General features: G+C 45.3%; 30 protein-coding genes and 1 tRNA gene. 7 read left to right on the plus strand and 24 right to left on the minus strand.

Annotation, left to right across the window (positions count from 1 at the left end):
- The first annotated feature begins 81 nt into the window (after positions 1-81).
- Positions 82-1,125 (plus strand): OmpA family protein, encoded by a 1,044-nt coding sequence (locus BMX05_RS01585; RefSeq protein WP_093308194.1) that lies wholly within the window; start codon positions 82-84, stop codon positions 1,123-1,125.
- A gap of 100 nt (positions 1,126-1,225) precedes the next feature.
- On the opposite strand, the gene BMX05_RS01590 is transcribed toward BMX05_RS01585, so the two are convergent.
- The 8 genes from BMX05_RS01590 to rsmI all read right to left on the minus strand — a co-directional run bounded on the left by BMX05_RS01590 (position 1,226) and on the right by rsmI (position 7,063).
- On the minus strand, positions 1,226-2,434 hold the full coding sequence (locus BMX05_RS01590; protein ID WP_093308195.1) for an acetate/propionate family kinase: 1,209 nt from the start codon (positions 2,432-2,434) through the stop codon (positions 1,226-1,228).
- Positions 2,431-3,408, minus strand: coding sequence for a bifunctional enoyl-CoA hydratase/phosphate acetyltransferase (locus BMX05_RS01595; protein WP_093308196.1), 978 nt, complete (start codon positions 3,406-3,408; stop codon positions 2,431-2,433). The genes BMX05_RS01590 and BMX05_RS01595 overlap by 4 nt, the downstream gene beginning before the upstream one ends.
- Positions 3,409-3,663: 255 nt before the next feature.
- Complete coding sequence (locus BMX05_RS01600; protein ID WP_093308197.1) at positions 3,664-4,005, minus strand: histidine triad nucleotide-binding protein; 342 nt, start codon at positions 4,003-4,005, stop codon at positions 3,664-3,666.
- A 26-nt stretch (positions 4,006-4,031) separates the two neighbouring features.
- Positions 4,032-4,301: an HPr family phosphocarrier protein gene (locus BMX05_RS01605; protein ID WP_093308198.1), complete on the minus strand. Its 270-nt coding sequence runs from the start codon at positions 4,299-4,301 to the stop codon at positions 4,032-4,034.
- A 27-nt stretch (positions 4,302-4,328) separates the two neighbouring features.
- Complete coding sequence (gene rapZ / locus BMX05_RS01610; RefSeq protein ID WP_093308199.1) at positions 4,329-5,195, minus strand: RNase adapter RapZ; 867 nt, start codon at positions 5,193-5,195, stop codon at positions 4,329-4,331.
- 74 nt (positions 5,196-5,269) lie between these two features.
- Positions 5,270-5,791: a PTS IIA-like nitrogen regulatory protein PtsN gene (gene ptsN, locus BMX05_RS01615; RefSeq protein WP_317622216.1), complete on the minus strand. Its 522-nt coding sequence runs from the start codon at positions 5,789-5,791 to the stop codon at positions 5,270-5,272.
- On the minus strand, positions 5,781-6,089 hold the full coding sequence (gene hpf / locus BMX05_RS01620; protein ID WP_093308200.1) for a ribosome hibernation promoting factor: 309 nt from the start codon (positions 6,087-6,089) through the stop codon (positions 5,781-5,783). Before hpf ends, ptsN begins: the two co-directional genes overlap by 11 nt.
- Positions 6,090-6,202: 113 nt before the next feature.
- Positions 6,203-7,063 (minus strand): 16S rRNA (cytidine(1402)-2'-O)-methyltransferase, encoded by an 861-nt coding sequence (gene rsmI, locus BMX05_RS01625; protein WP_093308201.1) that lies wholly within the window; start codon positions 7,061-7,063, stop codon positions 6,203-6,205.
- 85 nt (positions 7,064-7,148) lie between these two features.
- Between rsmI and BMX05_RS01630 the strand changes: the two genes are divergently transcribed.
- The 4 genes from BMX05_RS01630 to BMX05_RS01645 are packed head-to-tail and all read left to right on the plus strand — an operon-like array spanning position 7,149 to position 10,632.
- Positions 7,149-9,047 carry a penicillin-binding protein activator gene (locus tag BMX05_RS01630; protein ID WP_177166740.1) on the plus strand — a complete coding sequence of 633 codons (1,899 nt, stop codon included), beginning with the start codon at positions 7,149-7,151 and terminating at the stop codon, positions 9,045-9,047.
- Positions 9,004-9,408 (plus strand): YraN family protein, encoded by a 405-nt coding sequence (locus tag BMX05_RS01635; protein ID WP_177166741.1) that lies wholly within the window; start codon positions 9,004-9,006, stop codon positions 9,406-9,408. The genes BMX05_RS01630 and BMX05_RS01635 overlap by 44 nt, the downstream gene beginning before the upstream one ends.
- Before the next feature lie 40 nt (positions 9,409-9,448).
- Positions 9,449-10,042 carry a phosphoheptose isomerase gene (locus tag BMX05_RS01640; protein WP_093308204.1) on the plus strand — a complete coding sequence of 198 codons (594 nt, stop codon included), beginning with the start codon at positions 9,449-9,451 and terminating at the stop codon, positions 10,040-10,042.
- 35 nt (positions 10,043-10,077) lie between these two features.
- On the plus strand, positions 10,078-10,632 hold the full coding sequence (locus BMX05_RS01645; RefSeq protein WP_093308205.1) for a BON domain-containing protein: 555 nt from the start codon (positions 10,078-10,080) through the stop codon (positions 10,630-10,632).
- A 61-nt stretch (positions 10,633-10,693) separates the two neighbouring features.
- On the opposite strand, the gene BMX05_RS01650 is transcribed toward BMX05_RS01645, so the two are convergent.
- The 8 genes from BMX05_RS01650 to zapE form a co-directional block, all read right to left on the minus strand.
- The gene (locus tag BMX05_RS01650) at positions 10,694-11,176 is read right to left on the minus strand and encodes a ClpXP protease specificity-enhancing factor (RefSeq protein WP_093308206.1); all 483 of its coding nucleotides are present in this window, start codon (positions 11,174-11,176) and stop codon (positions 10,694-10,696) included.
- 82 nt (positions 11,177-11,258) lie between these two features.
- Positions 11,259-11,885, minus strand: a complete 627-nt coding sequence (gene sspA / locus BMX05_RS01655; RefSeq protein WP_093308207.1) for a stringent starvation protein SspA — start codon at positions 11,883-11,885, stop codon at positions 11,259-11,261.
- A gap of 186 nt (positions 11,886-12,071) precedes the next feature.
- A complete protein-coding gene (locus BMX05_RS01660) occupies positions 12,072-12,851 on the minus strand; it encodes a cytochrome c1 (protein WP_093308208.1) in 780 nt (259 codons plus the stop codon).
- Positions 12,851-14,110, minus strand: coding sequence for a cytochrome b (locus tag BMX05_RS01665; protein WP_093308209.1), 1,260 nt, complete (start codon positions 14,108-14,110; stop codon positions 12,851-12,853). The genes BMX05_RS01660 and BMX05_RS01665 overlap by 1 nt, the downstream gene beginning before the upstream one ends.
- Positions 14,110-14,703 carry a ubiquinol-cytochrome c reductase iron-sulfur subunit gene (gene petA / locus BMX05_RS01670; RefSeq protein ID WP_093308210.1) on the minus strand — a complete coding sequence of 198 codons (594 nt, stop codon included), beginning with the start codon at positions 14,701-14,703 and terminating at the stop codon, positions 14,110-14,112. The genes BMX05_RS01665 and petA overlap by 1 nt, the downstream gene beginning before the upstream one ends.
- A gap of 243 nt (positions 14,704-14,946) precedes the next feature.
- On the minus strand, positions 14,947-15,339 hold the full coding sequence (gene rpsI / locus BMX05_RS01675) for a 30S ribosomal protein S9 (protein ID WP_093308211.1): 393 nt from the start codon (positions 15,337-15,339) through the stop codon (positions 14,947-14,949).
- Between the two features lie 17 nt (positions 15,340-15,356).
- Complete coding sequence (gene rplM / locus BMX05_RS01680) at positions 15,357-15,788, minus strand: 50S ribosomal protein L13 (RefSeq protein WP_093308212.1); 432 nt, start codon at positions 15,786-15,788, stop codon at positions 15,357-15,359.
- Positions 15,789-15,997: 209 nt separating this feature from the next.
- The gene (zapE, locus tag BMX05_RS01685) at positions 15,998-17,155 is read right to left on the minus strand and encodes a cell division protein ZapE (protein WP_093308213.1); all 1,158 of its coding nucleotides are present in this window, start codon (positions 17,153-17,155) and stop codon (positions 15,998-16,000) included.
- A gap of 234 nt (positions 17,156-17,389) precedes the next feature.
- Here zapE and BMX05_RS12535 point away from each other — a divergent pair, with 234 nt between their 5' ends.
- Complete coding sequence (locus tag BMX05_RS12535; RefSeq protein WP_093308214.1) at positions 17,390-17,605, plus strand: Z-ring associated ZapG family protein; 216 nt, start codon at positions 17,390-17,392, stop codon at positions 17,603-17,605.
- Here BMX05_RS12535 and BMX05_RS01695 read toward each other — a convergent pair.
- The 8 genes from BMX05_RS01695 to bioB all read right to left on the minus strand — a co-directional run bounded on the left by BMX05_RS01695 (position 17,602) and on the right by bioB (position 23,990).
- Entirely contained in the window at positions 17,602-18,357 is a 756-nt protein-coding gene (locus tag BMX05_RS01695) for a Nif3-like dinuclear metal center hexameric protein (RefSeq protein WP_093308215.1), read from the minus strand. The two genes, BMX05_RS12535 and BMX05_RS01695, sit on opposite strands and share 4 nt — an antisense overlap.
- A gap of 14 nt (positions 18,358-18,371) precedes the next feature.
- Positions 18,372-19,268, minus strand: coding sequence for a DMT family transporter (locus BMX05_RS01700; RefSeq protein WP_093308216.1), 897 nt, complete (start codon positions 19,266-19,268; stop codon positions 18,372-18,374).
- 133 nt (positions 19,269-19,401) lie between these two features.
- Positions 19,402-19,486, minus strand: a tRNA-Leu gene (locus BMX05_RS01705).
- A gap of 51 nt (positions 19,487-19,537) precedes the next feature.
- Positions 19,538-20,239, minus strand: coding sequence for a dethiobiotin synthase (gene bioD / locus BMX05_RS01710; protein ID WP_093308217.1), 702 nt, complete (start codon positions 20,237-20,239; stop codon positions 19,538-19,540).
- 12 nt (positions 20,240-20,251) lie between these two features.
- A complete protein-coding gene (gene bioC / locus BMX05_RS01715; protein ID WP_177166742.1) occupies positions 20,252-21,043 on the minus strand; it encodes a malonyl-ACP O-methyltransferase BioC in 792 nt (263 codons plus the stop codon).
- Positions 21,030-21,674, minus strand: a complete 645-nt coding sequence (locus BMX05_RS01720; protein WP_093308219.1) for a hypothetical protein — start codon at positions 21,672-21,674, stop codon at positions 21,030-21,032. Before BMX05_RS01720 ends, bioC begins: the two co-directional genes overlap by 14 nt.
- A gap of 1 nt (position 21,675) precedes the next feature.
- A complete protein-coding gene (locus BMX05_RS01725) occupies positions 21,676-22,806 on the minus strand; it encodes an aminotransferase class I/II-fold pyridoxal phosphate-dependent enzyme (RefSeq protein ID WP_093308357.1) in 1,131 nt (376 codons plus the stop codon).
- Positions 22,807-22,898: 92 nt separating this feature from the next.
- The gene (gene bioB / locus BMX05_RS01730) at positions 22,899-23,990 is read right to left on the minus strand and encodes a biotin synthase BioB (protein WP_093308220.1); all 1,092 of its coding nucleotides are present in this window, start codon (positions 23,988-23,990) and stop codon (positions 22,899-22,901) included.
- A 107-nt stretch (positions 23,991-24,097) separates the two neighbouring features.
- Between bioB and BMX05_RS01735 the strand changes: the two genes are divergently transcribed.
- The gene (locus BMX05_RS01735) at positions 24,098-24,802 is read left to right on the plus strand and encodes a ComF family protein (protein ID WP_093308221.1); all 705 of its coding nucleotides are present in this window, start codon (positions 24,098-24,100) and stop codon (positions 24,800-24,802) included.
- Positions 24,803-24,806: the final 4 nt, after the last annotated feature.

A 24,806-nucleotide genomic window follows, 5' to 3' on the forward strand; every position in this document is an offset into this window, starting at 1 on the left:
AAGAATGTGCGCTTGCGTAATACTAGCTTGTTGATATACAACAAAAGATGCTGTTCTGTGATATGGATTAAGGAGATTTCTATGCTGCCTACTTTCGTTTCTAAGCTACGCCCATTGGCTTTGGCTCCCCTATTACTTTTAGGTTCACCTTTAGCACTTGCAACTGATGATGCAGGTGTTGCTGGGGTCACTGTAGGTGTTGGCGGTGGTATTTATGATTTTGATAGCGTCCGTGGTTTAGACGAAGCTGATTTTGGTCAATTAAGCTTCGGTTATACTTTTGATAACCGTTTTGGTCTTGAGGCAGTTGTTGGTAGCTTTGAGGGTGAAACCGAAACGACGAAAGCCGATGTTGACGCACTTCAGTACCGTTTAGATGCACTATATCACTTTGCTGCTATGTCTGGCTGGACGCCTTATGTTGCCACAGGTTTTGGCGGCCTGAAAGTTGATATCGAAGGCGCTGCAGATGACGACACCTATACTCAATTCAACATGGGTGGTGGTGTCAAGAAAATGCTAGGCGAATCTTTCCAGATCCGTGGTGATTTACGTGCATTCCACAACATGGATGAAAAAGATACTGAGGGTGCTGCAGCCCTGAGTCTAGGCTACCTCTCTGCCTTTGCTGGTGAGCCTGCACAAGCGCCTATGCCAGTCGACTCTGACGGTGATGGGGTGTATGACGATCAAGACGAGTGTCCAAACACAGTCGCTAACGCAGTTGTTGACGAAAAAGGCTGCCAAATCGTTAAGCTAGAAGAAGTGTCTGTGCGTCTAGATGTACAATTTGATACTGAAAAATCCATTATCAAGCCTGGATTTGATGCAGACATCAATACTCTAGCAGACTTCATGCAAACCTACCCACAAGTAAAAGTGGTTGTTGAAGGCCACACAGATGATCGTGGCAGCAAAAAATACAACCAAGCTTTGTCTGAGCGCCGTGCAGCTTCTGTACGCCAGCGTTTAATTGACTTGGGTGTCGCAGCTGAGCGTGTCACTGCCATTGGTTACGGTGAAGAGCGTCCTATCGCAGATAACAAAACTGCTGAAGGCCGTTATGAAAACCGTCGTGTAGAAGCCCTCGTCAGTGCACAAGTACAAAAGAAACTCACTAAGTAGTGTATCCTCTTTCTTGGTTAACTAAGTGCTTGGTTAACTAAGTAATAAAAAAGGCTCCCATCTTGGGAGCCTTTGTTTTATATGCTAACTCAATGCAAGATTAAGCAATCACACCGAGTGTACGTAATGTATGACGTGCAATCATTTTTTCTTCGTTGGTTGGAATCGCAAACACCTTAATACGGCTGTCATCTGCACTAATCAGATATTCGTTACCTTCATTACGTGCTGGATCAAGCTTCATGCCTAACCATTCGTTCTGGTGGGCAACTTGAGCACGTACTTGTGCATCATTTTCACCAACGCCGCCAGTAAATACAAACACATCCACGCCACCTAAAGCAGCTGCTAGACTGCCAGTTTCGCGTGCAATGCGGTAGACAAACATATCAATGGCTTCTTGTGCATGCGGGTTGTCTGACTGATGCAGAGTGAGCATATCACTAGAAACCCCAGAGACCCCTTGCCAACCGCTTTGTTTGTACAACAAGCTTTCGATGTCATCAACACTCATTTTGTGCTCACGCATCAAATATAAAATCACCCCTAGATCTAGCTGACCACAACGGCTACCCATGGGTAAACCTTCTACCGCAGTAAAGCCCATCGTCGAGGCAACACTTTGGCCTTCATTAATCGCACACATAGAGGAACCCGCCCCCAAATGCGCGACAACCAAGCGCTTGCTGCCTAACTCTGGATCTAGGCGTGATAATTTGTCATGGATATATTCATAAGATAAGCCATGGAAACCATAACGACGTACGCCTTCATTAGTTAGCTGACGCGGTAAGGCAAAATGACTGGCAACATGAGGAATCGTTGCATGGAAGGCAGTATCAAAGCAGGCCACTTGCGGACAATCTGGCAGAAATTCACGACACAGCTCAATCAACTTTAGGTTGTAAGGTTGATGCAAAGGTGCCAACGGAATCAAGGATTCCAATTGCGCAAGATTATCTGCATTGACTTCTACAGGTGCTGTAAAGAAGGTACCACCATGTACCACACGGTGGCCGACCCATGCAATTTTGTAGCGTGTATTATGCGTGATCCAGTCGATGACCACTTTCAACGCCTGTGCGTGCGCATTCCCATGCGCTACATCGAGCTGTTCAGCAGATAATGTTTCTTTATCAACTAATACGCCATCAATATTTTCCGCATGATCATAAATTTCTAAACGTGCAGGCCCAGCAAGATTAGCCACTTTTACACGATAGTGTTGTTTCACATCGCCTTGATCTACATCGAAAAGTGAGCATTTCAGGCTGGAAGAACCTGCATTGACAATCAAAATCATGTTCATAGTAAACGTCCTAGCTTACGTGCCACAAGCACTGCAACTGCACAAGATGATAAACGCTCCAACGGCTTCGCTGCACGGCTAGTGAGGATGATAGGCACGCGCGCCCCCATCACAATGCCGGCAGATTTAGCGCCCGCTAGATATTGTAGTTGCTTTGCTAGGATATTCCCTGATTCCAAATTAGGTACCATTAAAATATCCACGTCACCAGGGACAGGGGAATTAATATGCTTAGCTTGGGCAGCTTCAGCAGAAATCGCATTATCAAAAGCCAAAGGGCCATCCACGATTGCCCCTGTGATCTGACCACGATCCGCCATTTTACAGAGAGCTGCCGCATCTAAAGTTGATTGGATATTTGCTTTTACTTTTTCGACTGCTGACAAGATTGCCACCTTAGGCATAGCAACACCCAGAGCATGCGCACAATCAATCACGTTCTGTAGGATATCGCGTTTGACCATCAGATCAGGCACAATATTAATCGCTGCATCTGAAACCAATAAAGATTTATGGTAACTCGGCACGTCTAGTACAAATACGTGCGAAAGGCGACGTTCAGTTAACAAGCCTTTTTGCTTATTCACCACAGCGCCTAACAATTCAGAGGTCCCCAAACTACCTTTCATCAACGCATGGACTTCACCATTACGCGCTAGCTCAACAGCCATTTCAGCAGCAGCATGGCTATGCTCCGTTGAACAGATGCGATAGTTCGCCAAGTTGATATCTGCTTCTTCAGCAACCTGACGAATTTTATGTTCAGGACCGATAATGACAGGATCAATTAGGCCTTCTTCAGCAGCATCAATCGCACCTCGCAAACTGTTAGTATCTACAGGATGTACAACCGCTGTCGGTGCTGGTTTGCCCGTTTCTTTGGCTTGCTGTAAGAAATATTGCAGCTGCTGGTGATGATGATCTTCGTGCTCAGGTGCATGAGGAGCAAGGATTTGTTTGATCACGTGGTCCATAAAGTTTCCTTATTAAACAAGTCGGTGGACTTAAAGCTTTAGCGCTTGCGCTTAGCCTAACGTTAAAGAATGACAGTTTTCTGACGCAGATAGTTTACGTGTTTTGATCTCTTTACCTTGTACTATCAATCTATACTTAAGTTCACTATATATCGCATGTGCACAAAATCCTAGTCCACAAGTGTCATCAAAGTGACAAAAAAAAGACGCTGCCTAAAGCGCGTCTTTTTGTAACCGCATCAGGGATAAAAAATCTCAACCTGGCGGCCAGCTTAATGTGCGCCCTGCCAAAACATGCATATGAATATGCCACACCGTTTGACCACCATCTTGATTACAATTCATGACCACACGATAGCCACTTTCATCAAAACCATATTCTTTAGCTAACTGGGCTGCTGTCACTTGCAAGCGCCCCACCAAGGCAGCATCTTCCGGTGTCAAATCATTTAAGGTCGCAATATGGCGTTTAGGGATTACTAGAAAATGATGTGGCGCTTTCGGATCAATATCACGAAATGCCATGACTTCATCATCTTGATATAAAATATCAGCTGGCAACTCGCCTTTAACTAATTTGCAAAAAATACAATCCATTTTATGGGTCTCCTGCTCAAACCAACTTAATCATCTTCACCAAAACCATCCTCAATTAAAGCAACCACTGCAGCTAAGGCATCTGCTTCATCCTCGCCTTGAGCATGTAACTTTAACTGAGTACCACAGGGCGCGGCTAACATAAGTAACGCCATAATATTACGTGTGTCAGCACTTTGCGCCCCTTTAAATAAAGTCAGCTGGCTTTGATAGGCACGACTCACTTCAACTAAGCGTGTCGCTGCGCGTGCATGTAAGCCCTTTTTGTTCACCAAGGTAATATCACAATCTAACATGCCTAACCTATCGTTTTTATTATCATCTCAAGGCAATTTTAATTCTCGGTGCCGAATCTGTACTTGTGGATAATCTGCCCGCAATGCACCCACCAAGGCTTCACACAAGTAAACCGATCTATGTTGTCCTCCCGTACAACCAACAGCAATCGTCATGTAACTACGATTACTTGCCTGATAACGGGGCAACCAATGACTGAGTAATTGATAAATGTCCGCTTGCATGTGCTGCACTTCTTCTGCTTCTGCTAAGAAAGCTTGTACAGGGACATCTAACCCAGTTAAATCACGCAAATTTGTTTCCCAATAGGGATTAGGTAGGCAACGTGCATCAAATACCAAATCTGCATCTAAAGGTACCCCATGCTTAAAACCAAAAGACTCTACCAAAATAGACATAGGATGACCGGCCTTACCTTCTACACGTTGACAGATAAGGTCTCTTAATTGATGCACAGATAAGTCTGTTGTATCCAAACGTAAATCAGCGAGGTTTGCGATAGGCTCTAGTAACTGTTGCTCATAAGCAATGGCTTCTGCAAGTGATAGGCTATCTTGACGAGTTAGCGGGTGTTTGCGTCGGGTTGCGCTAAAACGCTCAAATAACACTTTCTCACTAGCATCTAAATAGAGGACTTCGCAATCAATTTCTCGATGGCGCAGATGACGTAAAATCTCTGGGAACTGGTGTAAATCTTGCGGCAGGTTACGCGCATCTATACTTGCAGCAATACGCGCATGCTGGGTATCTTGTTGTTGTAGCGCTTGCTCAACTAGGGGAGATAAAAGACCAACAGGTAAGTTATCAATAGAAAAAAAACCTAGGTCTTCAAGTAAATGCAAAGCAGCACTTTTACCTGAGCCTGAGCGCCCACTAATGACGACCAGTTTCATATACACCTCAATCGAAAATGATTTTAGAGTATTCCTAAACTCTGCCCGTCAATATACCCAGGTACACTCAACGACTAGGGGTTATCTTCAGAAGGCAGCATAGCGGCAGGAATTGCGGTAGATAAAAGTTCGAATAAGGCTGGGTTGGTATCTGTTTGACGTAAGCGACGACGCATATCCTCATCACTAAACAGTTTTGCAAGCATTGCCAAAGTATGTAAGTGCTCCTCACAAGCATGTTCAGGGACGAGCAAAATAAAAATCAGATCAACAGGATCCCCATCAATCGAATCAAAATCAACACGCTCACGCAATTTAATAAAAGTACCTACAGCATGCTGACAATGACTAATGCGACAATGTGGAATGGCAACACCGTGGCCAATCCCAGTACTACCAAGCCTTTCACGAGCGACGAGGTTTGCAAAAACCTCGCCACTATCTAAGCTTGGCATATTCTGTGCGATGAACTTGCTAAAAAATTCAAGCACTCGCTTTTTACTACCCCCAGCCAAGCCAACAAGGACTCGGTCAGGGGTGATAATATCAGTAATATGCATAACCAATAAAAGCTGATGCCCGCAATTAACGCGCATCGGCTCCTTGCAGACGAGCTTGAGTTTTTTCTTTATGTTTAATCAATTGACGATCAAGTTTATCAACCAGCCCATCAATTGCTGCATACATGTCTTCAGATTCCGCATGAGCGTGAACCTCACCGCCAGTAACAGAAAGCGTCGCTTCCGCAATTTGTCGTTCTTTCTCAACCGTTAGAGTGACTTGCACATTGGTAATGTGGTCATAATGGCGCTCTAAACGGGTGAACTTAGTGTTCACATACTCGTGCAGCGCGTCAGTCAGCTCAAGATGATGACCAGTGATATTTAATTGCATGATTCACTCCTTTTTCCAGTCTGCAATTTGATTGTATCCTTTTTTTAGAAAAAACAAAGCCCTATTTTTAGGATTCCTTTGCTTTTGTTGATCTTATCCCAAATTCAAACCCTTCACGACTCTGCACAACCTGAGGATTGTTGCAATTTCCATTGATATAAATGATTTTTCTTGACTGCGTACACATTGGCCACTAAATGGCAGGCTCTTTTTAAAGCTAACCCTTCTTGCAGCAGCAATTCAAGCAGGTGCTGTGCTTCCTCGCTCGGGGTATCTGCCGAAGTATTGGCTTTGCATGCTTCTACTAAAAAAACAAACTCCCCACGTACTTGCTGTGGGTTAGCACATAACCATGCCTGTACTTCAGAGAGAGAAGCTGTATAGAAAGTTTCGTATGTTTTGCTGATTTCACGTGCAATACATGCTTGACGCTCCCCACCGAATACGCTAAGTGCATCTGCTAGGGTTTCCAAAATTCTGTGCGGTGCCTCATAAAAAATTAAGGTTGCTTTGTAGTCTGCCAAAGCCTGTAGACGTTTTTGCCGTGCCACAGTTTTAGCTGGCAAGAAACCTTCGAAATAAAAACGATCCGAAGCTAATCCAGAAGCGCTTAGCGCACTAATTAAAGCACAGGGCCCAGCTACAGGAATGACAGGATAACCAGCCGAACGTACTTGACGCACTAGCAAATACCCTGGATCAGAGATTAAAGGCGTGCCTGCATCGGAAACTAAGGCTATTTTTTTTCCTGCTGCCAATAAGTTTAATAGTTGGTCTATGCGTTGGCTTTCGTTATGCTCATGTAAAGAAAGGCTAGGGGTTTGAATGCTAAAGTGTTTTAACAGTTGTTTGCAGTGGCGTGTGTCTTCCGCTGCAATTAAATCTACTTCCTTTAATACCGCTTGCGCACGAGGACTCATCTCCTCAAGATTACCAATTGGGGTGGCAACCACGTACAATGCAGCCTCAGACATGATATTTCCTCATTACTAGGATCTATAGATTTATTTATAGGAAGCGTGCAGACTTCTCAGGTTAAATATGCAGGAATCAAGATTTATGGATTGCTCAGCCTCTAAACCTCTATCTGGCAGCCAGCCCCAAGGGCAATTTTTGCCAGTATTTTTCGTGCTGGTGCTACTGACGAGTTTGCTAACTGGCTGTGCTAGCTCGCCTTCGTCTTCTCGACCTAGCCTACCTTTTACCACTTCTCGTATTTCTGTAGATGATTTGTTGCGACAAGCACAGACTATGCCAGCGCCTCAGGCGGCTGCATTACGCCTAGATGTTTTAGAACGCCTAGTTGCAGCACAAGAGTATACACGGGCTTTACAAGTTGCGCCTGTGATCTCGCCAAGTCTACTCACACGCCAAGGTCAGTGGCGTTTGCTACAAGCACATACCCAAGCTGCGCTCACACTCGGACAAGCACAACAGGCTTTAGCTTGGCTGGAGCGTCTGGGGCCTAACTTACTGCCTAGCCTCACCTTTGGTGAGCAAATGCAATTTCATCGCCAACGTGCCCAAGCCTACCAAGCATTAAGTGAGCATGAGGGTGCTGCACGTGCTTACTTTCAACTAGCGCGCTTACAACCTGAGCAAGAGGCACGTCTTTCCTACCAAGCTTTGTGGCAATCTTTGATGCGTTTGGATGCCATTCAATTAGGCGCTATGTCGCAACAAGAACCCCAAGGTGAATTAAAAGGTTGGTTTGAGCTGGCTTATTTACGCCAGCAAAGTGGTCAAGAAATCAGTTATTTGTTTGATGAAGTTTTACGCTGGCAAACGCGTTATCCAGAACATCCAGCATCCAGTCAGCTCCCGAAGGATGTGGCCTTGCTAACTCGTATGGCACAAAACCCTGTCCAACAAATCGCCGTCTTTTTGCCAGAGACCGGCGCCTTAGCCACACCTGCAGAAGCACTGCGAAATGGCCTGATTGCACACCAATTATTTGCCAGTCAACAAGGATTACCTGCACCTAGGCTCAAATTTTACAACACGGAAGGTGCTGATTTAGACGCTTTATATCAAAGAGCACGTGCTGAGGGCGCAGATTTTGTTGTGGGCCCACTTGCCAAAGCTAAGGTTACCCAACTCCAACAAAAATCTACTTTACCCTTGCCTACCCTAGCACTGAATTACGGCACAAATACAACACGCAATCCAGATTTAATCGAATTTGGCTTGTCTGCGGAAGATGAAGCTCAACAAGTTGCCCATAAAGCTTGGTCACAAGGTCTAAAACGCGCTTTGGTCCTGATTCCGCAAGATCCTTGGGGTGAGCGTGTCCTTGCAAGCTTTGAAGCCAGTTGGCACAAGCTTGGCGGCCAACTGGTACATGTAGAACGCTACAGCGCTAACCAACCTCTTGTTGAGTCTGTCAGTCGCTTATTAGATATTCCCCAGAGTGAAGCACGCAAGGATAAACTCGTGCAGCTTATCCGACGCAAAATAGAGTTTACCCCACGTCCACGCCAAGATGCCGACTGGTTATTTTTACTAGGTTTACCCTCAGTTGCACGGCAAGTAAAACCAGCTCTGGCCTATTACTTTGCGGCCGATTTACCCGTACTTGCTACTTCTCATGTGTATACAGGTGAGCCCAACCCAGAGCAAGACAGAGATTTAAACGGCATTCAATTTTGTGATCTTCCTTGGCATTTAGATAGCTCTGATTTACTCAACCAGCGTATTCGTGCCGCTTGGCCACAGCAAATGCTGCACTATAGTCGCTTATATGCTATGGGCAGTGACGCTTATCTTTTGGCTACACGTATGCCTATGCTAAAAGCTTTACCCAATAGCCGTTTATTAGGTGGTACAGGGCATCTTAGTCTTGAGCAGGGACGCATTCGGCGTGAGCTTTTCTGGGCATACTTTGCTGATGGCTTACCCATGCGTGGTGATCGTCATGCGCAGCCAACAGACACTTCCACGGCTGATGATGAAGAATAAAGGCCCAAGCACCACATCGATAGGTCAGCAAGCGGAGGAAAAAGCCTTGCATTATTTACAAAAGCAGGGCTTAACCTTTTGGTATAAGAATTACCGCAAACCAGGTGGGGAGTTAGACCTTATCATGTGGCAGGGGCCAATTCTGGTGTTTGTTGAAGTACGTTACCGACGTCCACAAGCTCTTGTTTCTGCCTTAGAATCTATAACGCACACCAAGCTAGAACGTATTCAAAATACAGCCAATACCTTTTTAACTGAACATTTTTCACAGGCAAACTATCCACAATCTCGTATTGATTTAGTATGTGTTGCACGTTCGCAAGGTACTTGGCACTGCACTTGGTTACAAAATATCATTTAACCTTTGTTTTTATGAGTTAGGCAAAATTTAGGATACTTTAATGGATTTGCAAGATCGTATTATTCAACATTTCAACGCTAGTATTGATGCTAAAGTGCAGGCCAGTGAGGTACTTAGCCCCTATATTGAGCTTGCTAGTCAAATGATGGTGCAGGCTTTAGTGAATGATGGAAAAATTTTAAGCTGTGGCAATGGCGGCTCAGCAGCGGATGCCCAACATTTTTCTTCTGAGCTACTCAACCGTTTTGAACGTGAGCGTCCTAGCTTACCTGCATTAGCCTTGACCACAGACGCTTCGACCCTAACCTCGATCGCCAACGACTATGATTATAGTGAAGTCTTTTCTAAGCAGATTCTTGCGCTTGGACATCCTGGCGATATTTTATTGGCTATTTCCACCAGTGGGAACTCAGCCAATGTGGTTCGTGCAATCAAAGCAGCCCATGAAAGAGACATGCAGGTAATCGCATTAACGGGCCGTGACGGTGGCAGCATTGCTTCTATACTTGCTGCAGATGACTGCGAAATTCGGGTACCCCATAAAATTACTGCGCGGATTCAAGAAGTGCATTTATTAGTCATTCATTGTCTTTGTGATTTAATTGATCACCAGCTATTTGGAAGTAATGAATAAACCATCCGCCTTTACTGAAACAGGAGACCCAGTATATGCCCAGCCGTCTTGTATCTTTCGTGCTTGTCTTACTGACTTTCAGTTTTCTTAGCGCTTGTGCCACAAATCCGCAGGAAGATTATGGCCGCAGAACTTTAGGCACTCAGCTTGATGATGAGTTGATAGAGTCGAAAGCCGAAGCTCAAATCGCTGCTTCGGATGCACGTTTTGCTGAAGCTCATATTGTCTCTGTTAGTTACAACAATATTTTGCTTTTGGTTGGTCAAGTCCCTACTCAAGCTTTGAAGGTCAAAGCAGGGGATATTGCAAGTAAAGTACGTAAAGTGCGTTTGGTGCACAATGAATTACAAGTTGCCGGCGCAAGCTCCCTTATGGCACGGGCAAACGATTCCTGGGTAACTTCTAAAGTAAAAACGCAACTTGGTGTAGATTCGCGTATTGATAGCAGGCGAATTAAAGTAGTCACTGAGGCTGGAGTCGTTTATATGATGGGGCTGTTAACACGCACTGAAGCAGATATTGCGGTTGATGCTGCACGGCGTGTCCTTGGTGTACAAAAAATTGTGAAGGTATTTGAGTATCTTGATTAGCCACTTTAGCTTTGGCAGGCTGGCATTTATTCTCAAGCCAGCCCGCCAATATACAGGTCAATTATTTAATGACCTTAAGATGAGCACGCCCAGGACGATTAGCATCTTCTGTTGATGCAGTTTTGGTATCCACTTGCTCTGCCTCTGAAGGCACTTGTTCAGCTTCTTGATTCGATAATAAACTTAGAGAGGCTTCTTCCTGAGTCTTTGCTTCCTCTGGACTAGGAATGACAGGCTCATGCCCAAAAACATATCCCCATTGTGGATTTTCAGGCGCATAAATCGCTAACACAGCCTCAATTGGGGCATAAATTTGCATAGGTACCCCACCGAAACGTGCACTAAAACTCAAAGCATCATCGAGAGTGAGGCCACGCACCGCCTCTGGCGAGATGTTCAATACTATTTGCCCTTGCTTCACATACTGTTGAGGCACTTTTACTTGCGGGTGCCCAGCATCCAACATCACATAGATGGTAAGGTGATTATCCACCAACCACTCATACAAAGCGCGCAACAAATAGGGGCGACTTGATAGCGACATGACTAACTCCTGTTAAAACACTTTTCCAACCAGCCTTGCGCCCTATTACCTATAACAGGTTCATGCACAAGGCTTAAGACACTTAACGCATTTCACGCTCAGTTTCAGACAAGCTTTCGCGGAAAGAGTCGCGTTCAAACAGGCGTCCCATATACTCTTGTAAATAACGTGTCGATTTTTCAGGCAGCTCAATCCCTAAGCGTGGTAAACGCCATAAAATAGCCGCCATACAACAATCAGTTAAACTAAACTCGTCACTCATAAAATAGGGTTTTTCTGCAAAAATAGGAGCAATTGCAGTGAAATCTTCCTTCAAACGCTTACGTGCAGCATCAATTGCTTTAGCGTCTTCGCCTGCCATAATAGTATCAACAAGTGGGCTCCACTCATTATCAATACGATACACCCAAAGACGACTTTCAGCACGAGCAACAGGATACACAGGTAACAAAGGCGGGTGCGGAAAACGTTCGTCTAAATATTCCATCATAATATTAGACGCATATAACACAAGCTCACGATCCACCAGAGTTGGTAGACTGTTATAAGGATTTAGCTCTGCAAGTTCTTCTGGTTTGTTGGCTGGATTAATATCAAGGATATCCACAGCTACGCCTTTTTCAGCCAGCACTATGCGCACTCGATGGCTGTAATGATCCTCCCCATTTGAGTAGAAAGTCATGGAAGAACGCTTGGCCACTACGCCCATTGAAACACCCTCTTGTTAAAAGCCTAGATGCTTATTCACATCTGTAAGTAATCTGCCCAGGCTCTTAGATTCCTTATCCTTTACAGAGCCTCAGCGGGAAGTTTTATTCTGACACACATTCATCATTAATAAAAAAGCGCGTACCCTAGAGGGGCACGCGCCTTATTTTACACTTAAGTGAAGCGCTTAGTGTATATCACGCCAGTATTCTTTCTTCAGCAGGTAAGATACAAAGAAGAAGATCACGATAAAAATTAGCACTTTTGGCGCTATCTCGTTACTTTCTAACTTTGAAGGCTCACCGACATAAGCTAAGAAATTGGTTAGGTCATACATGGCCTTATCAAATTCTTGTGGGCTCATACTGCCTTGTTTTACCAGCTTGAAGCAACCTTCATTGCCACCCGAGGTTTTTCCAGTTAAAGGATCTACAACCGTTGCTTTAGCTGCAGCCTCGCTACCGGGTTCACAAACCTTCGTTTGTACACCTTGTAAAGGCTCTAGCACGTGCGGCATACCTACGTCTGGGAATACAGTATTGTTAGTTCCCCAAGGACGCGCAGGATCAACATAGAAACTACGCAAATAAGTATAAATCCAATCTGTACCACGTAAACGCGCAGTCAAAGTCAGATCAGGGGGAGGCGCACCAAACCACTGAGCTGCATCTTTAGGGTTCATTGCAATGCGCATTTGATCGTTGTATTTGATCGCTGAACTAAAAATCAAGTTTTGTTCCACGACATCCTGTGGAATACCGATATCTTCAGCAGTACGTGAAAAACGCTGATACTGCATGGAGTGACATCCCATACAATAGTTTACGAACAGATGGGCACCCCTTTGCAAGGAAGGCTGATCGTAAATATCAGGTTTCATTTCGTCTAGGTGAACGTTGCCACCTCCTGCGGCCAGTGCCAATGAAGGCACTATTGCCATGAACAATGCAAGTAATTGCTTTTTCATTAGCCTGTTACCCTCTCCGGAACTGGTTTAGTCTGCTCGATCTTAGTGTAGAAAGGCATGAGCACAAAGTACGCGAAGTAAACCAAGGTTGCAATTTGTGCGACCAAAGTGCGTCCTGGTGTTGAAGGCAGAGCACCTAACACGCCCAAGATCACAAAACTAATTGCAAACAGAACTAGGGCAATCTTGCTTAAGTTACCTTTATAGCGAATAGAACGTACAGGACTACGATCTAACCAAGGCAATACGAACAAAATCGCAATCGCAGCACCCATCACAACCACACCCCAGAATTTGGCATCAAGACCAAAGAGAGGGAAAGTGACCGCACGCAACATGGCATAAAAAGGTGTGAAATACCATACAGGTGCAATGTGTGCAGGTGTTTTTAGTGCATTTGCCGGCTCGAAGTTAGGTGGCTCAAGGAAGTAGCCGCCCATTTCTGGGAAGTAGAAGATAATCGTACAGAAAACGAACAAGAATACAGCAACGCCAACAATATCTTTTACCGAATAATAAGGGTGGAAAGGAATACCATCTAAAGGAATGCCGTTCGAATCTTTATTCTTTTTGATATCAATGCCGTCAGGGTTGTTAGAGCCAACTTCGTGCAGCGCTAGAATATGTAGTACAACTAGAGCCAGCAAAACGATGGGTAAGGCAATAACATGCAGTGCAAAGAAGCGGTTTAGCGTGATGCCAGAGATCAAAAAGTCGCCACGAACCCACTGAGCTAAATCACCACCAATGACAGGGATTGCAGTAAACAGGGAAATAATAACCTGTGCACCCCAGTAAGACATTTGTCCCCAAGGCAGCAAGTAACCCATGAAAGCTTCTGCCATCAGAGCTAAGTAAATTGCCATCCCGAAGATCCAGATCAACTCGCGAGGCGCTTTATAAGACCCATACATCATGCCACGGAACATGTGTAGGTAAACGACCACAAAGAAGGCTGATGCCCCTGTGGAGTGCATATAGCGAATCAACCAACCATACTCTACATCACGCATGATGTATTCGACGGAAGCAAAAGCGCCTTCAGCACTTGGGTTATAGCTCATCGTTAACCAAATACCTGTAAGAATCTGGTTAACTAATACTAAAAGCGCCAAAGAACCAAAGAAGTACCAAAAATTGAAGTTCTTAGGTGCATAGTATTTGCTCAGGTGGTCTTGCCACATCTGAGTTGCTGGAAAACGATCATCAATCCAGCGCATGATGCCGCTTTCAGCTTTTACTCGATTCGGGTTACCCATTAGGCTGTCTCCTTATCGACACCAATCACGATCACCTTGTCACTTTCATAATTGTGAGGTGGAATCTCAAGATTGGTTGGTGCTGGAACACTCTTATAAACACGCCCAGATAAATCAAAGCGCGATCCGTGGCAAGGACAGAAAAAGCCGCCTGGCCAGTCTGCACCTAAATCCGCCGCACCAACTTCAGGGCGATAGGTTGGAGAACAACCTAAATGGGTACAGATCCCTATCATTACCGCATACTCAGGCTTAATCGCACGCGCTACACCTGTGATGTAGTCTGGCTGCTGAGGTACTGCAGAGTTTGGATCAGCCAACAGATCATTGATCTGCTCCAAACGCTCCAGCATCTCAGGTGTGCGATATACGATCCAGACTGGCTTACCACGCCACTCAACAGTCATCTGCTGGCCTGGTGCCAGTTTAGAGATGTCTGCTTTCACTGGAGCGCCTGCAGCACGTGCTTTCGCACTCGGATTCCAAGATGCAACAAAAGGTACGGCGACCCCGACAGCACCTACCGCCCCAACAACTGAGGTAGCACCGACAAGGAAACGGCGCCGACCTTTGTTTACGCCGTCATTACTCATATCAAGATTTCTCCCATCAACAAACCCGCTGCCCACAAAGTGACAACCCCCGGTTAGCAATTGATCACGGAAAACTAAATAGGCTAAATAGTAAAAAAAACGCCTGCTTAAAACAAGGAAATATACCCTTAAGCTTGTTATGCCTTAGTTGGATATCTTCTTGTTTCACACCAAAAAAAACGCCCAGCCCACCTGGGGTCTGAGCGTTTTGTGCGGATGCAGTAGGCGGTTCCGCAATCTTGATTAACGCTTGGAGAACTGAGGACGCTTACGCGCTTTGCGTAGACCCACTTTCTTACGCTCTACCATACGTGCATCACGAGTCACATAGCCTGCTGCACGCAGCGGCTTGCGATATTCTTCGTTATACTCGATCAGAGCGCGTGTTACACCATGGCGAATTGCACCCGCTTGACCTGAGTTTCCACCACCACGTACGGTGATGTAAAGATCAAATTTACCCGATGTTTCAGTCAACTCAAGTGGCTGACGAACAATCATACGCGCGGTCACACGACCAAAGTATTCATCTAAAGGCTGACCGTTAACAGTGATGTTACCTGTGCCAGGCTTTAAGAACACACGCGCAGCAGAAGTTTTACGACGGCCTGTACCGTAGTTTTGAGTAGTAGACATAGCGCTCGCTCTTGTAATTAGATATTCAGTGCTTGAGGTTGTTGAGCCGTGTGTGGATGCTCGGCACCCGCATAGACTTTCAGCTTAGCGAACATAGCACGACCTAAAGGACCTTTAGGTAACATACCTTTCACTGCGCTTTGCAGAACACGCTCAGGATGCTCTTGAATCATCTTATCAAAGCGAGTTGTTTTCAGACCGCCTGGGTAACCAGTATGACGATAGTAATTTTTTGCTTTCGCTTTGTTACCGGTCACATGGATTTTCTCAGCGTTAACTACAACAATGTAGTCACCTGTATCAACATGCGGTGTATATTCTGGCTTATGTTTGCCACGTAGACGGCGCGCGATTTCTGTTGCCAAGCGACCTAAAGTTTTATCACTGGCATCTACGACAAACCAGTCGCGTCTTACTGTTTCTGGTTTTGCACTGATCGTTGTTTTCATTTCGACTATATGCCTTAATGGGTCTTCACGACGCTTTGTACACAAGGATACAAAGAATTGTACTGACCAATACCTATTTTTATTGGTTGCTTACTTTGCAGTGAGCAACGAGTGTCGGGGTCTCCCGAAGGAGCGCGGATTATAGCGCTCCTTACAACAAAAGTTAAGCCTCAAAAACATTTTTTCACTTTACAGCTGCGATAGATCAATTAAGGCTTATGTTCACGGGCAAGATATTCATGTGATTGCATTTCTAGCAGACGGCTCACCGTACGCTCAAACTCAAAATTAAGATTACCTTGCGTATATAAATCTGTAATCGGTGCTGCAGCTGACATAATGACTTTCACATTACGATCATAAAACTCATCTATCATATTGATGAAGCGGCGCGCTTGATCATCTTTATCTCGCCCCATTTGTGGTACATTCGCAATCAGTACCGTGTGGAAAAGTTTAGACAATTCAATGTAATCATTTTGACTACGCGGACCATCACATAATTCATCAAACTCAAACCAAGCTACATCATCGTGACAGCGTTTTGCGTTAATTATCCGATAATTAATTTCTAAAGCAATATCGGCATCCCCTGTAGCAAGCGCAATTGCATCAAAGCTTGTTTGCAAGCTCACATCTGCCGCTGCATCCAAGGGTGTATGAAAAATTTCTGCCTGTGTCAAAGCACGCAGGCGATAATCAATCCCACTGTCAACATTAACAATTTCGGTGTGCTGGTTGAGCAAATCAATCGCTGGCAAGAAACGTGCACGCTGTAAACCATCTTTATACAACTCATCAGGCACAATATTCGAGGTCGTAACGAGAACAACACCACGCTCAAATAAAGCCTCCAACAAGTTGGCTAAAATCATTGCATCGGTAATGTCTTTAACAAAAAATTCATCAAAGCAGATCACGCGTGCTTCTTTAGCTAAAGTATCTGCCACCAATTTCAGTGGGTTGCGCTCGCCATCATAACGGCGCAGTTCCGCATGTACTCGCTGCATAAAACGGTGGAAGTGGGTACGGCTTTTCTCTGGAAATGGCAAGCTTTCATAGAAAGTATCGACAAGATACGTCTTGCCGCGGCCAACGCCTCCCCAAAAATATAAACCTTTAATCGGTTCAACACTTTTAACAATTTTCTCGCGTGCTCCAGAAGATGTACCTAATAACTTGGAAAATAAACCTTTTTTCGGTTGACTCTCCAACTGGATCCGCTTGGTGACCACCTTCCCTCCAGGTGGCGTAGACAAGAGTTCATCATACAAGCGCTGTAAATGTTTTACGGCGTTTTCTTGGGCTGCATCATAACTAAAATCATTGCGTTGCAAATCTTGCTGATATCGCTCTAAAGGGGTCATAGCTTAACATCCCAACTGGAGAGGTTTTGGAGATTAAGAAATCTTGCAAGCACTAGGTACTAGCGGCAAAAGGGGCACTAGTATAGGCGAACTTGCTGCAAGACCCAAGGTTGGTAAACCATCACTGAGCGGTTTTCCTATCAGCCGACTTAGAAGCTATGCTTAGGGCTTGAGTTTTTCTACCTAAAGGTTAAGCTGCTGTTATCAACGAAAACAATAAAGGCGGGGACGACTATGAGCTTTCTTCTATTTGTTGCAGGCTTCGCACTTGGGGTATTTGCACATGCTATATGGCGCAAGCCTAGTTCACACATGAAAACATCGGCAAACCTCGCTGGCACACAGCTTGAGCCCCCACGCGACTATGCCCCCAAACCCGCACAGGCTAAAGGGACGTTAGCGGAGGATTATGGTTTGAAAGAAAAAGAAACCCAATCACCAACAGCTTAAACTGGATTATCAATCTCAATAAAAGTGTGTTGCAGGCCAAACTGATGCGCAAGATGCTCTCCTAGCGCCTGCACACCATAACGTTCTGTTGCATGATGCCCTGCAGCAAAATAATCAATTCCTAACTCACGCGCTAGATGCACACTTGGCTCAGAGATTTCACCGCTAATATAAGCATCAACATCTAAAGCTGCTGCATCGACCAAAGCCCCTTGCGCAGCGCCTGAACACCAAGCTAAACGACGAATCGATCGTGTATGGCCCTGAATATGCAAAGGTTTTCGCTTTAATCCTTGTGCTAGTTGCTGACTTAACTCAGCTGCCGTCATAGGTTGCGCAAGCTCACCTTGAAACCCAATGGGGTGGCTTTGTTGTGGATAGAGAGGACCAGTAATTTTCCAATCAAATAAACGTGCGAGTTGCGCATTATTGCCTAATTCTGGATGTGCATCTAAAGGCAGATGATAGGCTAACAAGTGTACCCCTGCTTGCATTAGGCTACGAATCCGTTGCCCTTTCATACCGACGAGAGGTGCAGATTCGTTTTTCCAAAAATAGCCATGATGTACCAAAATAGCATCTGCCTTGATTTGAATTGCCGCATCAAGCAAGGCTTGCGAGGCGGTTACACCTGTCACCAAATGCTGTACCGAACGCGTCCCTTCAACTTGTAGACCATTAGGGCAATAGTCTTGAAACGCGTGGACTTGCAATAATTCATCTAAATACACAAGCAGTTCATTAATTCGCATAAAAATTTACTCACTTATTTTATGGTGGCTTTATTAGTTAAATACACGCCCAAAATGGCTAATAACATGCCAAAAACACCAGCAAGTGCCAGTGCTTCATCAAATAAATACCAAGCTTCCAAAGCAGTCAAAGGTGGCACTAGATAAAAGTAACTTGCAGTCTTTGTGGCTTCTCCAGCCTGGATCATCAGCATCAGTAACAAAATAGCGCCTACAGACAAAACAATGACCGACCAAGCGAGGGCTAAAATAAACTCTGGGTGCCATATCACTTGTGTGTCTTCATAAAAGTATGCCAACGGCAAAAATACACTTAAAGTCGCTGCATACTGAATAAAAGAGGCCGTTAGCAAGGGTTGCGGCTGGCAAAAATACTTTTGATATAAGGTACCCAAACTAATTCCCAGTAAGGCCAGCAAAATCCAAGCAAACTGATCCCCTTGTAACTGTACCAGATTTAAATCCTGTATTTGCCCTCCAGACAGCACTAAGGCGACCCCAACAAAGCCTAAGACTAATCCCAGCATTTGTAATGGATGCGGCCAACGCCAGTACGCCAAAGCAATACATATGGCCGTTACTAAAGGCTGCAATCCTACTAATAATGCAGTTAAACCTGCGGGGGTCCCCAGCTCTATCGCAGAAAATACACCACCCAAATAAGCGCCATGAATACATAGGCCCGCAATGCCTTGCTGTATCCATAATTTAGGATCTTTAGGCCAATGCGTGTTGAAATACCAAATTAGGCCAGCAAACACTGCAAGGTTGCCTAGCATACGCCAGCTAAGAAATGTAAATGCTTGACTGTAAGGCAGTGCATATTTAGCACCAATAAACCCTGTGCTCCATAGCAAGACAAATAACCAAGGTACCCAAGGTAAATATTTTTGGAGACGCTGAGATAACATAAGATGTGCTCCATGCGCTTACGATAACAGCGCCTTATGCTTTAATAAGTGTATAAACCGATACACGAACAACAACGAAAAAAGCCAGAATCTTAAAGATTCTGGCTTTCTCAATTTGTTTAACCCTAGCTTTTGGTGCGGAAGGAGAGACTCGAACTCTCACGCCGTGAAGCACTGGAACCTAAATCCAGCGTGTCTACCAATTCCACCACTCCCGCCTACCTGCTGCTGGGCTATGGGGGCGCATTATAGAGAATAATCCTTACTAGTCAAGTTTTTTTAAATAAAAATTCAAAAAATTCTGCTGCTTGCTCAACCCCCCCAGAACAAGGAGGCAATTTTGCCCAGCAAGGTGCAGGCAATAAAGCTTCTAAAGTTGCTAGCGTCTCTGCCAAGTAAGGCATTTCTTGCTGACGACAATTAGCAACCCAAGCGACTAAGGGTAAACCATCACGCGCAATGGCTTGCGCGGTTAATAAAGCATGATTAATACAACCTAGGCGTATATCAACGACTAACAGTACTGGAAAATTTAAAGCTTTGGCCAAATCTGCTAGGGTTTCTCTTGCATTCAAAGGCACGTACCAACCACCAGCACCTTCTACTAATGCAAACTCAGGTGTTGGCCGTTGCCACAAAGCCCCACGGCACCAAGCAAGTAAGGTTTGGCTATTTAAGCGGCGTCCTTCTTCAGCTGCTGCGATATGCGGTGCTGTTGCTGCCTTTAACATCACTGGGTTCACTTGCTCATAATCAAGTGTTATGGAAGCATATTTTTGCAAGTCGAGCGCATCTTGATTGTAATAGGCTGCTTCTTGTGCATGATAATCTGCACCCGCAGCTATAGGTTTCAAGCCTAAAGCCGGCACTTGCGCTTGTTGTGCAGCGATCAATAAGGCACTACTGACAAAAGTTTTACCCACTTCTGTATCTGTACCTGTCACAAAAAGACGTGTAGGGAAGGATGACATACAAGCCCCTATCTAAGTTTTAACTGCGTGAATATAAAGCACTTGATAGCTTAAAGGTAAACCTTGTGCACCGCGATACTTTTCATATTCAGCCTGCAAGGCTTGCCAGTGGCCGCGCCCTTGCAACCCCTTATGCTTAGTTGGCTGCTGTGGTGTATGCGCACCGACTTTACGTAAAGAGGCAAGCACTTCTGTGAAAGTTTCAAAGTGCAAAATGACCTCCTCTTGCTGGCAAGCTTGAATGTGCCAACCTGCTTGCTGGGTTTGGGTTTGCACTTGCTTGCGAGTCAAAAACTGACGGACTTGTGGAACACGTTGGCATGCTTGCCATACTTGGCTAATTTGTGGACAAGTCCCTGTCACCAGCGTACTAAAATGTAAGCTTGCACCTTGACAACTTGCTTGCTGCAATCCCTGCAAACTGGCTTGTAAATCTTCGCACCATTGCAACATTAAATTGGAATAGATCAGAGTCAAAACCTCCTTGGCAAAGGGCAAATGTTCGGCATCCGCCGCCAGCCAACAGAGATTTTCTGCCGCTTCATGCCTGCGTGCGTACTCAAGCATTGCCGGCGCCACATCCATCCCAATACAAGGATATTGCGGATAAAGCATAGCCAAAGCCTTGGCTTGATGCCCTGGTCCACACCCCAAATCCAGTACCACACCTTGCGCTAAGTGTGATACAGAAGGCAAATTTCGATGCAATTGTGCTCCTGTATAGGCTTGTAAACCTGCATATTGCTGATAATCAGCGGCGGCTTTAGCAAAATTGTGCTTCACTTGGGCTTTACAAATACTCATTTTGCTGAAAAAACTCCCACACATACGCGGCAATCTGAGGCACAGCCGTTAATGGTAATAAATGTCCACAGGCTGGTATTTGATATTGCTGTGCTCCAGCAATTTGAACTTGGGGATTTTTATCTGGGGTAGAAATTAAAGGATCTGTCTCCCCTAGAATCTGTAACTCAGCACGAGAGATGTTTAAATGAGCCAGCGCTTCCAAACCTTGTGCCAAGCTTGCAGCAGGAAACGCCAAGGCATCCCCTTGCTGATGCGCAAGCAAATGCTGATAAGCAACTTGGGTATCACCTTGGGCCTGCCATTGCAAAAAACTTTGCCAAGCGGATACAGGCGCCCGTTGAAACTGACGCTGAAAAGCACGTAACTGGGCTTGTGTAACCCCACCCAAGTCACAAAAACGCGCCCCCATACCTAACACAATCAAGGGGCAGGTTACCTCTTGTGCCAGCCTTAAAGCCCCTAAAGACCAGCCCAAATATATATCTGCTTGCTGAGGAATAGAGGTGTGAGCATCAACACACAAGATGTGTATGCTTTGCGGCCCTTGCTGCTTTAATGCCTGTGCTAAAGGCTGCATCACCTGTGCACGCATACCCCAGCCGGCCATCAATACAAGGGAGAGAGGCATGTTAGACATCTCCTATCGATAAAGGATAAAGTTGCTGACACCTTGCGAGGGCTTGCAATAACCAGTGAATTTGCTCTTGAGTATGTGCTGCGCTTAGGGTGATACGCAGGCGCGCTTGTGCCACTGTCGGTGGACGAATCGCAGCAACCCAAACACCTGCTTGTGCAAGGATTTGGCTCCAGCGCAAGCAGGTGTTGACGTCTGCTATCGGTAAAATTTGGATGCTGGTTGTTGAGGCTGCCAAAGGCAAACCTAAAGCTTGCACCCCTTGACGAAAGTCTTGAATATTGCGCACTAATTGTGCCCTGAGTTCGGCCCCTTCCTCACTTTGCACCAAGTGCACACTTGCACAAGTCGCCCATGCCAATGCGGGGGAACTTGCCGTAGTATAGATGTAAGGGCGCGCAAACTGGCGCAAATATTCAATCACATGTGTGGAAGCAGCCACAAAAGCACCACTGGTACCTAAGGCTTTCCCCAAGGTCCCCATAATGATGGGTGTTTGCGCACTCGTTACATCTGCAGCGAGTCCTTGCCCTCGTGTTCCTAAGACTCCTAACGAATGTGCCTCATCCACAATCAGATGCGCATTTGCCACTTGGCAAAGCTGGCTATAAGCCTCTAAATCTGCTTGATCACCATCCATGCTAAAAACACCGTCCGTGACCACCCAAGTGACGTTACTGGCTTTCGCCTGATGTGTTGCTTGTTGCAGACGCATCTGTAAATGTGCCACATCCAAATGACGATAGCGCAAGACTTTAGCACCAGAAATCCGCGCACCATCCAACAAAGAAGCATGATTTAGTTTATCTTCAAGCACTAAATCATCAGAGGTTAATAGGGTTTGCAATAAAGCTAGATTTGCAGAAAAACCACTACTAAAACTCAAGACTGCCGGACGCTGTAACCAAGCTGCAATCGCCTCTTCTAAAGCTTGATGTGCATACGAATGCCCGCATACTAAATGCGATGCCCCACTACCAACGCCCCAACGTTCAGCTCCTGCTTGCAAAGCCGCGAGAATTTTTGGATGTGCCGCCAGCCCTAAATAATCATTACTACAAAAATTATACTGCTGTGTTTTTTTGCTTTGGTAAACACGCTCAACCCTGGCACCTTGTGGGCTCATAAGACATGATGGCGTCCGCAATAAGGAAGCAGCGACTCTTTGCTGTAATTTTCTTTCAAGCCGGGTTTCTAGCTTGTTTGCTTGCTTATTGATCACACTAGCAGACCACAAGGTTTGGGTGCACGGGCTTCATTTTGAGTTGCATCATAAAAATAGGCTGAGGTTTGCGCTTCTTGTAGTGCTTGATTTAAAGCGGCTGCGCGCACTTGCTCAGAAACCGGTGTGGAGGCTTGTTCTATTTCTAAACCTAAACGTGCAAATAATTGCTGATCTTTTTGTGCTTCTGGGTTGCTGGTTGTTAATAACTTATCACCATAGAAAATAGAGTTTGCGCCGGCCATAAAGGCTAAAGCTTGACTTGTATCGGATAAGTTTTCCCGACCTGCGGATAAACGAATATAAGATGCTGGCATCAAAATCCGTGCAACAGCAATCGCGCGGATAAACTCAAGTTCATCCAAATCCTCGACCTGGTCTAAAGGCGTACCTTCGACTTTCACCAACATATTCATAGGGACACTTTCAGGGTGTGGCTGCAAGCTGGCTAATTGTTGCAATAGCTTGAGGCGATCTTGCATCCCTTCTCCCATTCCTAAAATACCGCCACAACAGACCTTCATACCCGCATCACGTACATGCGCTAATGTTTGCAAACGATCTGTATAAGTACGGGTACTAATAATTTCTGCGTAATATTCAGGTGAGGTATCTAGATTATGGTTGTAGTAATCCAAACCTGCGTCTGCTAAAGCTTGGGCTTGTTGTGCATCCAGCATACCCAGTGTCATACAGGTTTCTAAACCTAGATTTTTTACTTCACGTACCATATCCAACACGGCTGGGAAGGCTTTTTCCTGTGGAGAACGCCATGCCGCACCCATACAAAAACGGCTGGCACCTGCGGCTTTAGCGGCTTGCGCCTGTTGTACCACTTTACGGATTTCTGCCAGTTGCTCACGTTGTAAACCCGTTTGATAATGTCCAGATTGCGGACAATACTTACAATCTTCAGGGCAAGCACCTGTTTTAATTGACATCAAGGTCGAGACTTGCACCTGATTTGGGGGAAAGTAATGTCTATGTGTTTGCTGCGCTTGCAATAATAAATCTAAAAAGGCTTGCTGCCATAAAGCTTGTATTTCGTCCAAAGTCCAATCGTAACGTAATGCAGGCAAGCTTGACATGTGAGAGGCTCCTTTTAGACAACCTAATAGACAATAAAAGTTAACTGCGCCTAGTCTAGCTTAATTAGCCCAGTTATTGTCAACTTAATTCATGGATGAAGTTAACCTTGTATCGACCTAACCTAGCGCGTTTGCAATACCCTTTACAATGTTTACTATGCCAAAAAAGTTATTGGGGGCGCTCTAGTCTTTGCCCGCAATGCCGGCAGCTGATGCCTTATTTGGACTATGCCTCTCAATGCCATCAATGCGGGCTTGTATCGGCTCACAGCAACTTATGTGATACGTGCCGCATCGAACCACCGGCTTTTACACAGACTTATGTACCTTTGGCTTATGGTGGGCTGACCTCTTTATTGCTCAATCAATTCAAATTCCATACAAATTTTAGCGCTGGTAAAGCACTTACCCAGCTCTGGCAAGACGCTTTACCTAAACAGGTGATGGGCCTATATCAAGATTTAGATATGATTATCCCTGTCCCAGCACATCCACAACGTATCCGCAAACGCGGCTTTCATGTTACTTTGTGGTGTGCCCGTCATATCAGTGGCATGCTAGCACGTCCTTTCGTCAATACTTGGGTGGAACGCCCTCACCTCGCACCAGCGCAAAAATATTTAGATGCGCAAACACGCCGATGTAATGTTGCAGATGCTTTCCAAGTCCTGCAACCACAAGCCTTACACAACAAAAAACTTTTATTAGTCGATGATGTGATGACTACCGGCGCTACTTTAAATGCATTGGCTGAGGTTTGCTTAGACGCAGGTGCCAAAGTTTGCTATGTCACCGCTTTAGCACGTGCCTAAATCA

Source organism: Allopseudospirillum japonicum, from assembly GCF_900108915.1.
Taxonomy (GTDB): domain Bacteria; phylum Pseudomonadota; class Gammaproteobacteria; order Pseudomonadales; family Halomonadaceae; genus Pseudospirillum; species Pseudospirillum japonicum.

What these genes read in the sequence shown, in the direction of transcription:
- BMX05_RS01585 (WP_093308194.1), top strand. Translation starts at nt 82, where the DNA reads ATGCTGCCTACTTTCGTTTCTAAGCTACGCCCATTGGCTTTGGCTCCC.
- BMX05_RS01590 (WP_093308195.1), bottom strand. Translation starts at nt 2,434, where the DNA reads ATGAACATGATTTTGATTGTCAATGCAGGTTCTTCCAGCCTGAAATGC.
- BMX05_RS01595 (WP_093308196.1), bottom strand. Translation starts at nt 3,408, where the DNA reads ATGGACCACGTGATCAAACAAATCCTTGCTCCTCATGCACCTGAGCAC.
- BMX05_RS01600 (WP_093308197.1), bottom strand. Translation starts at nt 4,005, where the DNA reads ATGGATTGTATTTTTTGCAAATTAGTTAAAGGCGAGTTGCCAGCTGAT.
- BMX05_RS01605 (WP_093308198.1), bottom strand. Translation starts at nt 4,301, where the DNA reads ATGTTAGATTGTGATATTACCTTGGTGAACAAAAAGGGCTTACATGCA.
- rapZ (WP_093308199.1), bottom strand. Translation starts at nt 5,195, where the DNA reads ATGAAACTGGTCGTCATTAGTGGGCGCTCAGGCTCAGGTAAAAGTGCT.
- ptsN (WP_317622216.1), bottom strand. Translation starts at nt 5,791, where the DNA reads ATGCGCGTTAATTGCGGGCATCAGCTTTTATTGGTTATGCATATTACT.
- hpf (WP_093308200.1), bottom strand. Translation starts at nt 6,089, where the DNA reads ATGCAATTAAATATCACTGGTCATCATCTTGAGCTGACTGACGCGCTG.
- rsmI (WP_093308201.1), bottom strand. Translation starts at nt 7,063, where the DNA reads ATGTCTGAGGCTGCATTGTACGTGGTTGCCACCCCAATTGGTAATCTT.
- BMX05_RS01630 (WP_177166740.1), top strand. Translation starts at nt 7,149, where the DNA reads ATGGATTGCTCAGCCTCTAAACCTCTATCTGGCAGCCAGCCCCAAGGG.
- BMX05_RS01635 (WP_177166741.1), top strand. Translation starts at nt 9,004, where the DNA reads ATGCGCAGCCAACAGACACTTCCACGGCTGATGATGAAGAATAAAGGC.
- BMX05_RS01640 (WP_093308204.1), top strand. Translation starts at nt 9,449, where the DNA reads ATGGATTTGCAAGATCGTATTATTCAACATTTCAACGCTAGTATTGAT.
- BMX05_RS01645 (WP_093308205.1), top strand. Translation starts at nt 10,078, where the DNA reads ATGCCCAGCCGTCTTGTATCTTTCGTGCTTGTCTTACTGACTTTCAGT.
- BMX05_RS01650 (WP_093308206.1), bottom strand. Translation starts at nt 11,176, where the DNA reads ATGTCGCTATCAAGTCGCCCCTATTTGTTGCGCGCTTTGTATGAGTGG.
- sspA (WP_093308207.1), bottom strand. Translation starts at nt 11,885, where the DNA reads ATGGGCGTAGTGGCCAAGCGTTCTTCCATGACTTTCTACTCAAATGGG.
- BMX05_RS01660 (WP_093308208.1), bottom strand. Translation starts at nt 12,851, where the DNA reads ATGAAAAAGCAATTACTTGCATTGTTCATGGCAATAGTGCCTTCATTG.
- BMX05_RS01665 (WP_093308209.1), bottom strand. Translation starts at nt 14,110, where the DNA reads ATGGGTAACCCGAATCGAGTAAAAGCTGAAAGCGGCATCATGCGCTGG.
- petA (WP_093308210.1), bottom strand. Translation starts at nt 14,703, where the DNA reads ATGAGTAATGACGGCGTAAACAAAGGTCGGCGCCGTTTCCTTGTCGGT.
- rpsI (WP_093308211.1), bottom strand. Translation starts at nt 15,339, where the DNA reads ATGTCTACTACTCAAAACTACGGTACAGGCCGTCGTAAAACTTCTGCT.
- rplM (WP_093308212.1), bottom strand. Translation starts at nt 15,788, where the DNA reads ATGAAAACAACGATCAGTGCAAAACCAGAAACAGTAAGACGCGACTGG.
- zapE (WP_093308213.1), bottom strand. Translation starts at nt 17,155, where the DNA reads ATGACCCCTTTAGAGCGATATCAGCAAGATTTGCAACGCAATGATTTT.
- BMX05_RS12535 (WP_093308214.1), top strand. Translation starts at nt 17,390, where the DNA reads ATGAGCTTTCTTCTATTTGTTGCAGGCTTCGCACTTGGGGTATTTGCA.
- BMX05_RS01695 (WP_093308215.1), bottom strand. Translation starts at nt 18,357, where the DNA reads ATGCGAATTAATGAACTGCTTGTGTATTTAGATGAATTATTGCAAGTC.
- BMX05_RS01700 (WP_093308216.1), bottom strand. Translation starts at nt 19,268, where the DNA reads ATGTTATCTCAGCGTCTCCAAAAATATTTACCTTGGGTACCTTGGTTA.
- bioD (WP_093308217.1), bottom strand. Translation starts at nt 20,239, where the DNA reads ATGTCATCCTTCCCTACACGTCTTTTTGTGACAGGTACAGATACAGAA.
- bioC (WP_177166742.1), bottom strand. Translation starts at nt 21,043, where the DNA reads ATGAGTATTTGTAAAGCCCAAGTGAAGCACAATTTTGCTAAAGCCGCC.
- BMX05_RS01720 (WP_093308219.1), bottom strand. Translation starts at nt 21,674, where the DNA reads ATGCCTCTCTCCCTTGTATTGATGGCCGGCTGGGGTATGCGTGCACAG.
- BMX05_RS01725 (WP_093308357.1), bottom strand. Translation starts at nt 22,806, where the DNA reads ATGAGCCCACAAGGTGCCAGGGTTGAGCGTGTTTACCAAAGCAAAAAA.
- bioB (WP_093308220.1), bottom strand. Translation starts at nt 23,990, where the DNA reads ATGTCAAGCTTGCCTGCATTACGTTACGATTGGACTTTGGACGAAATA.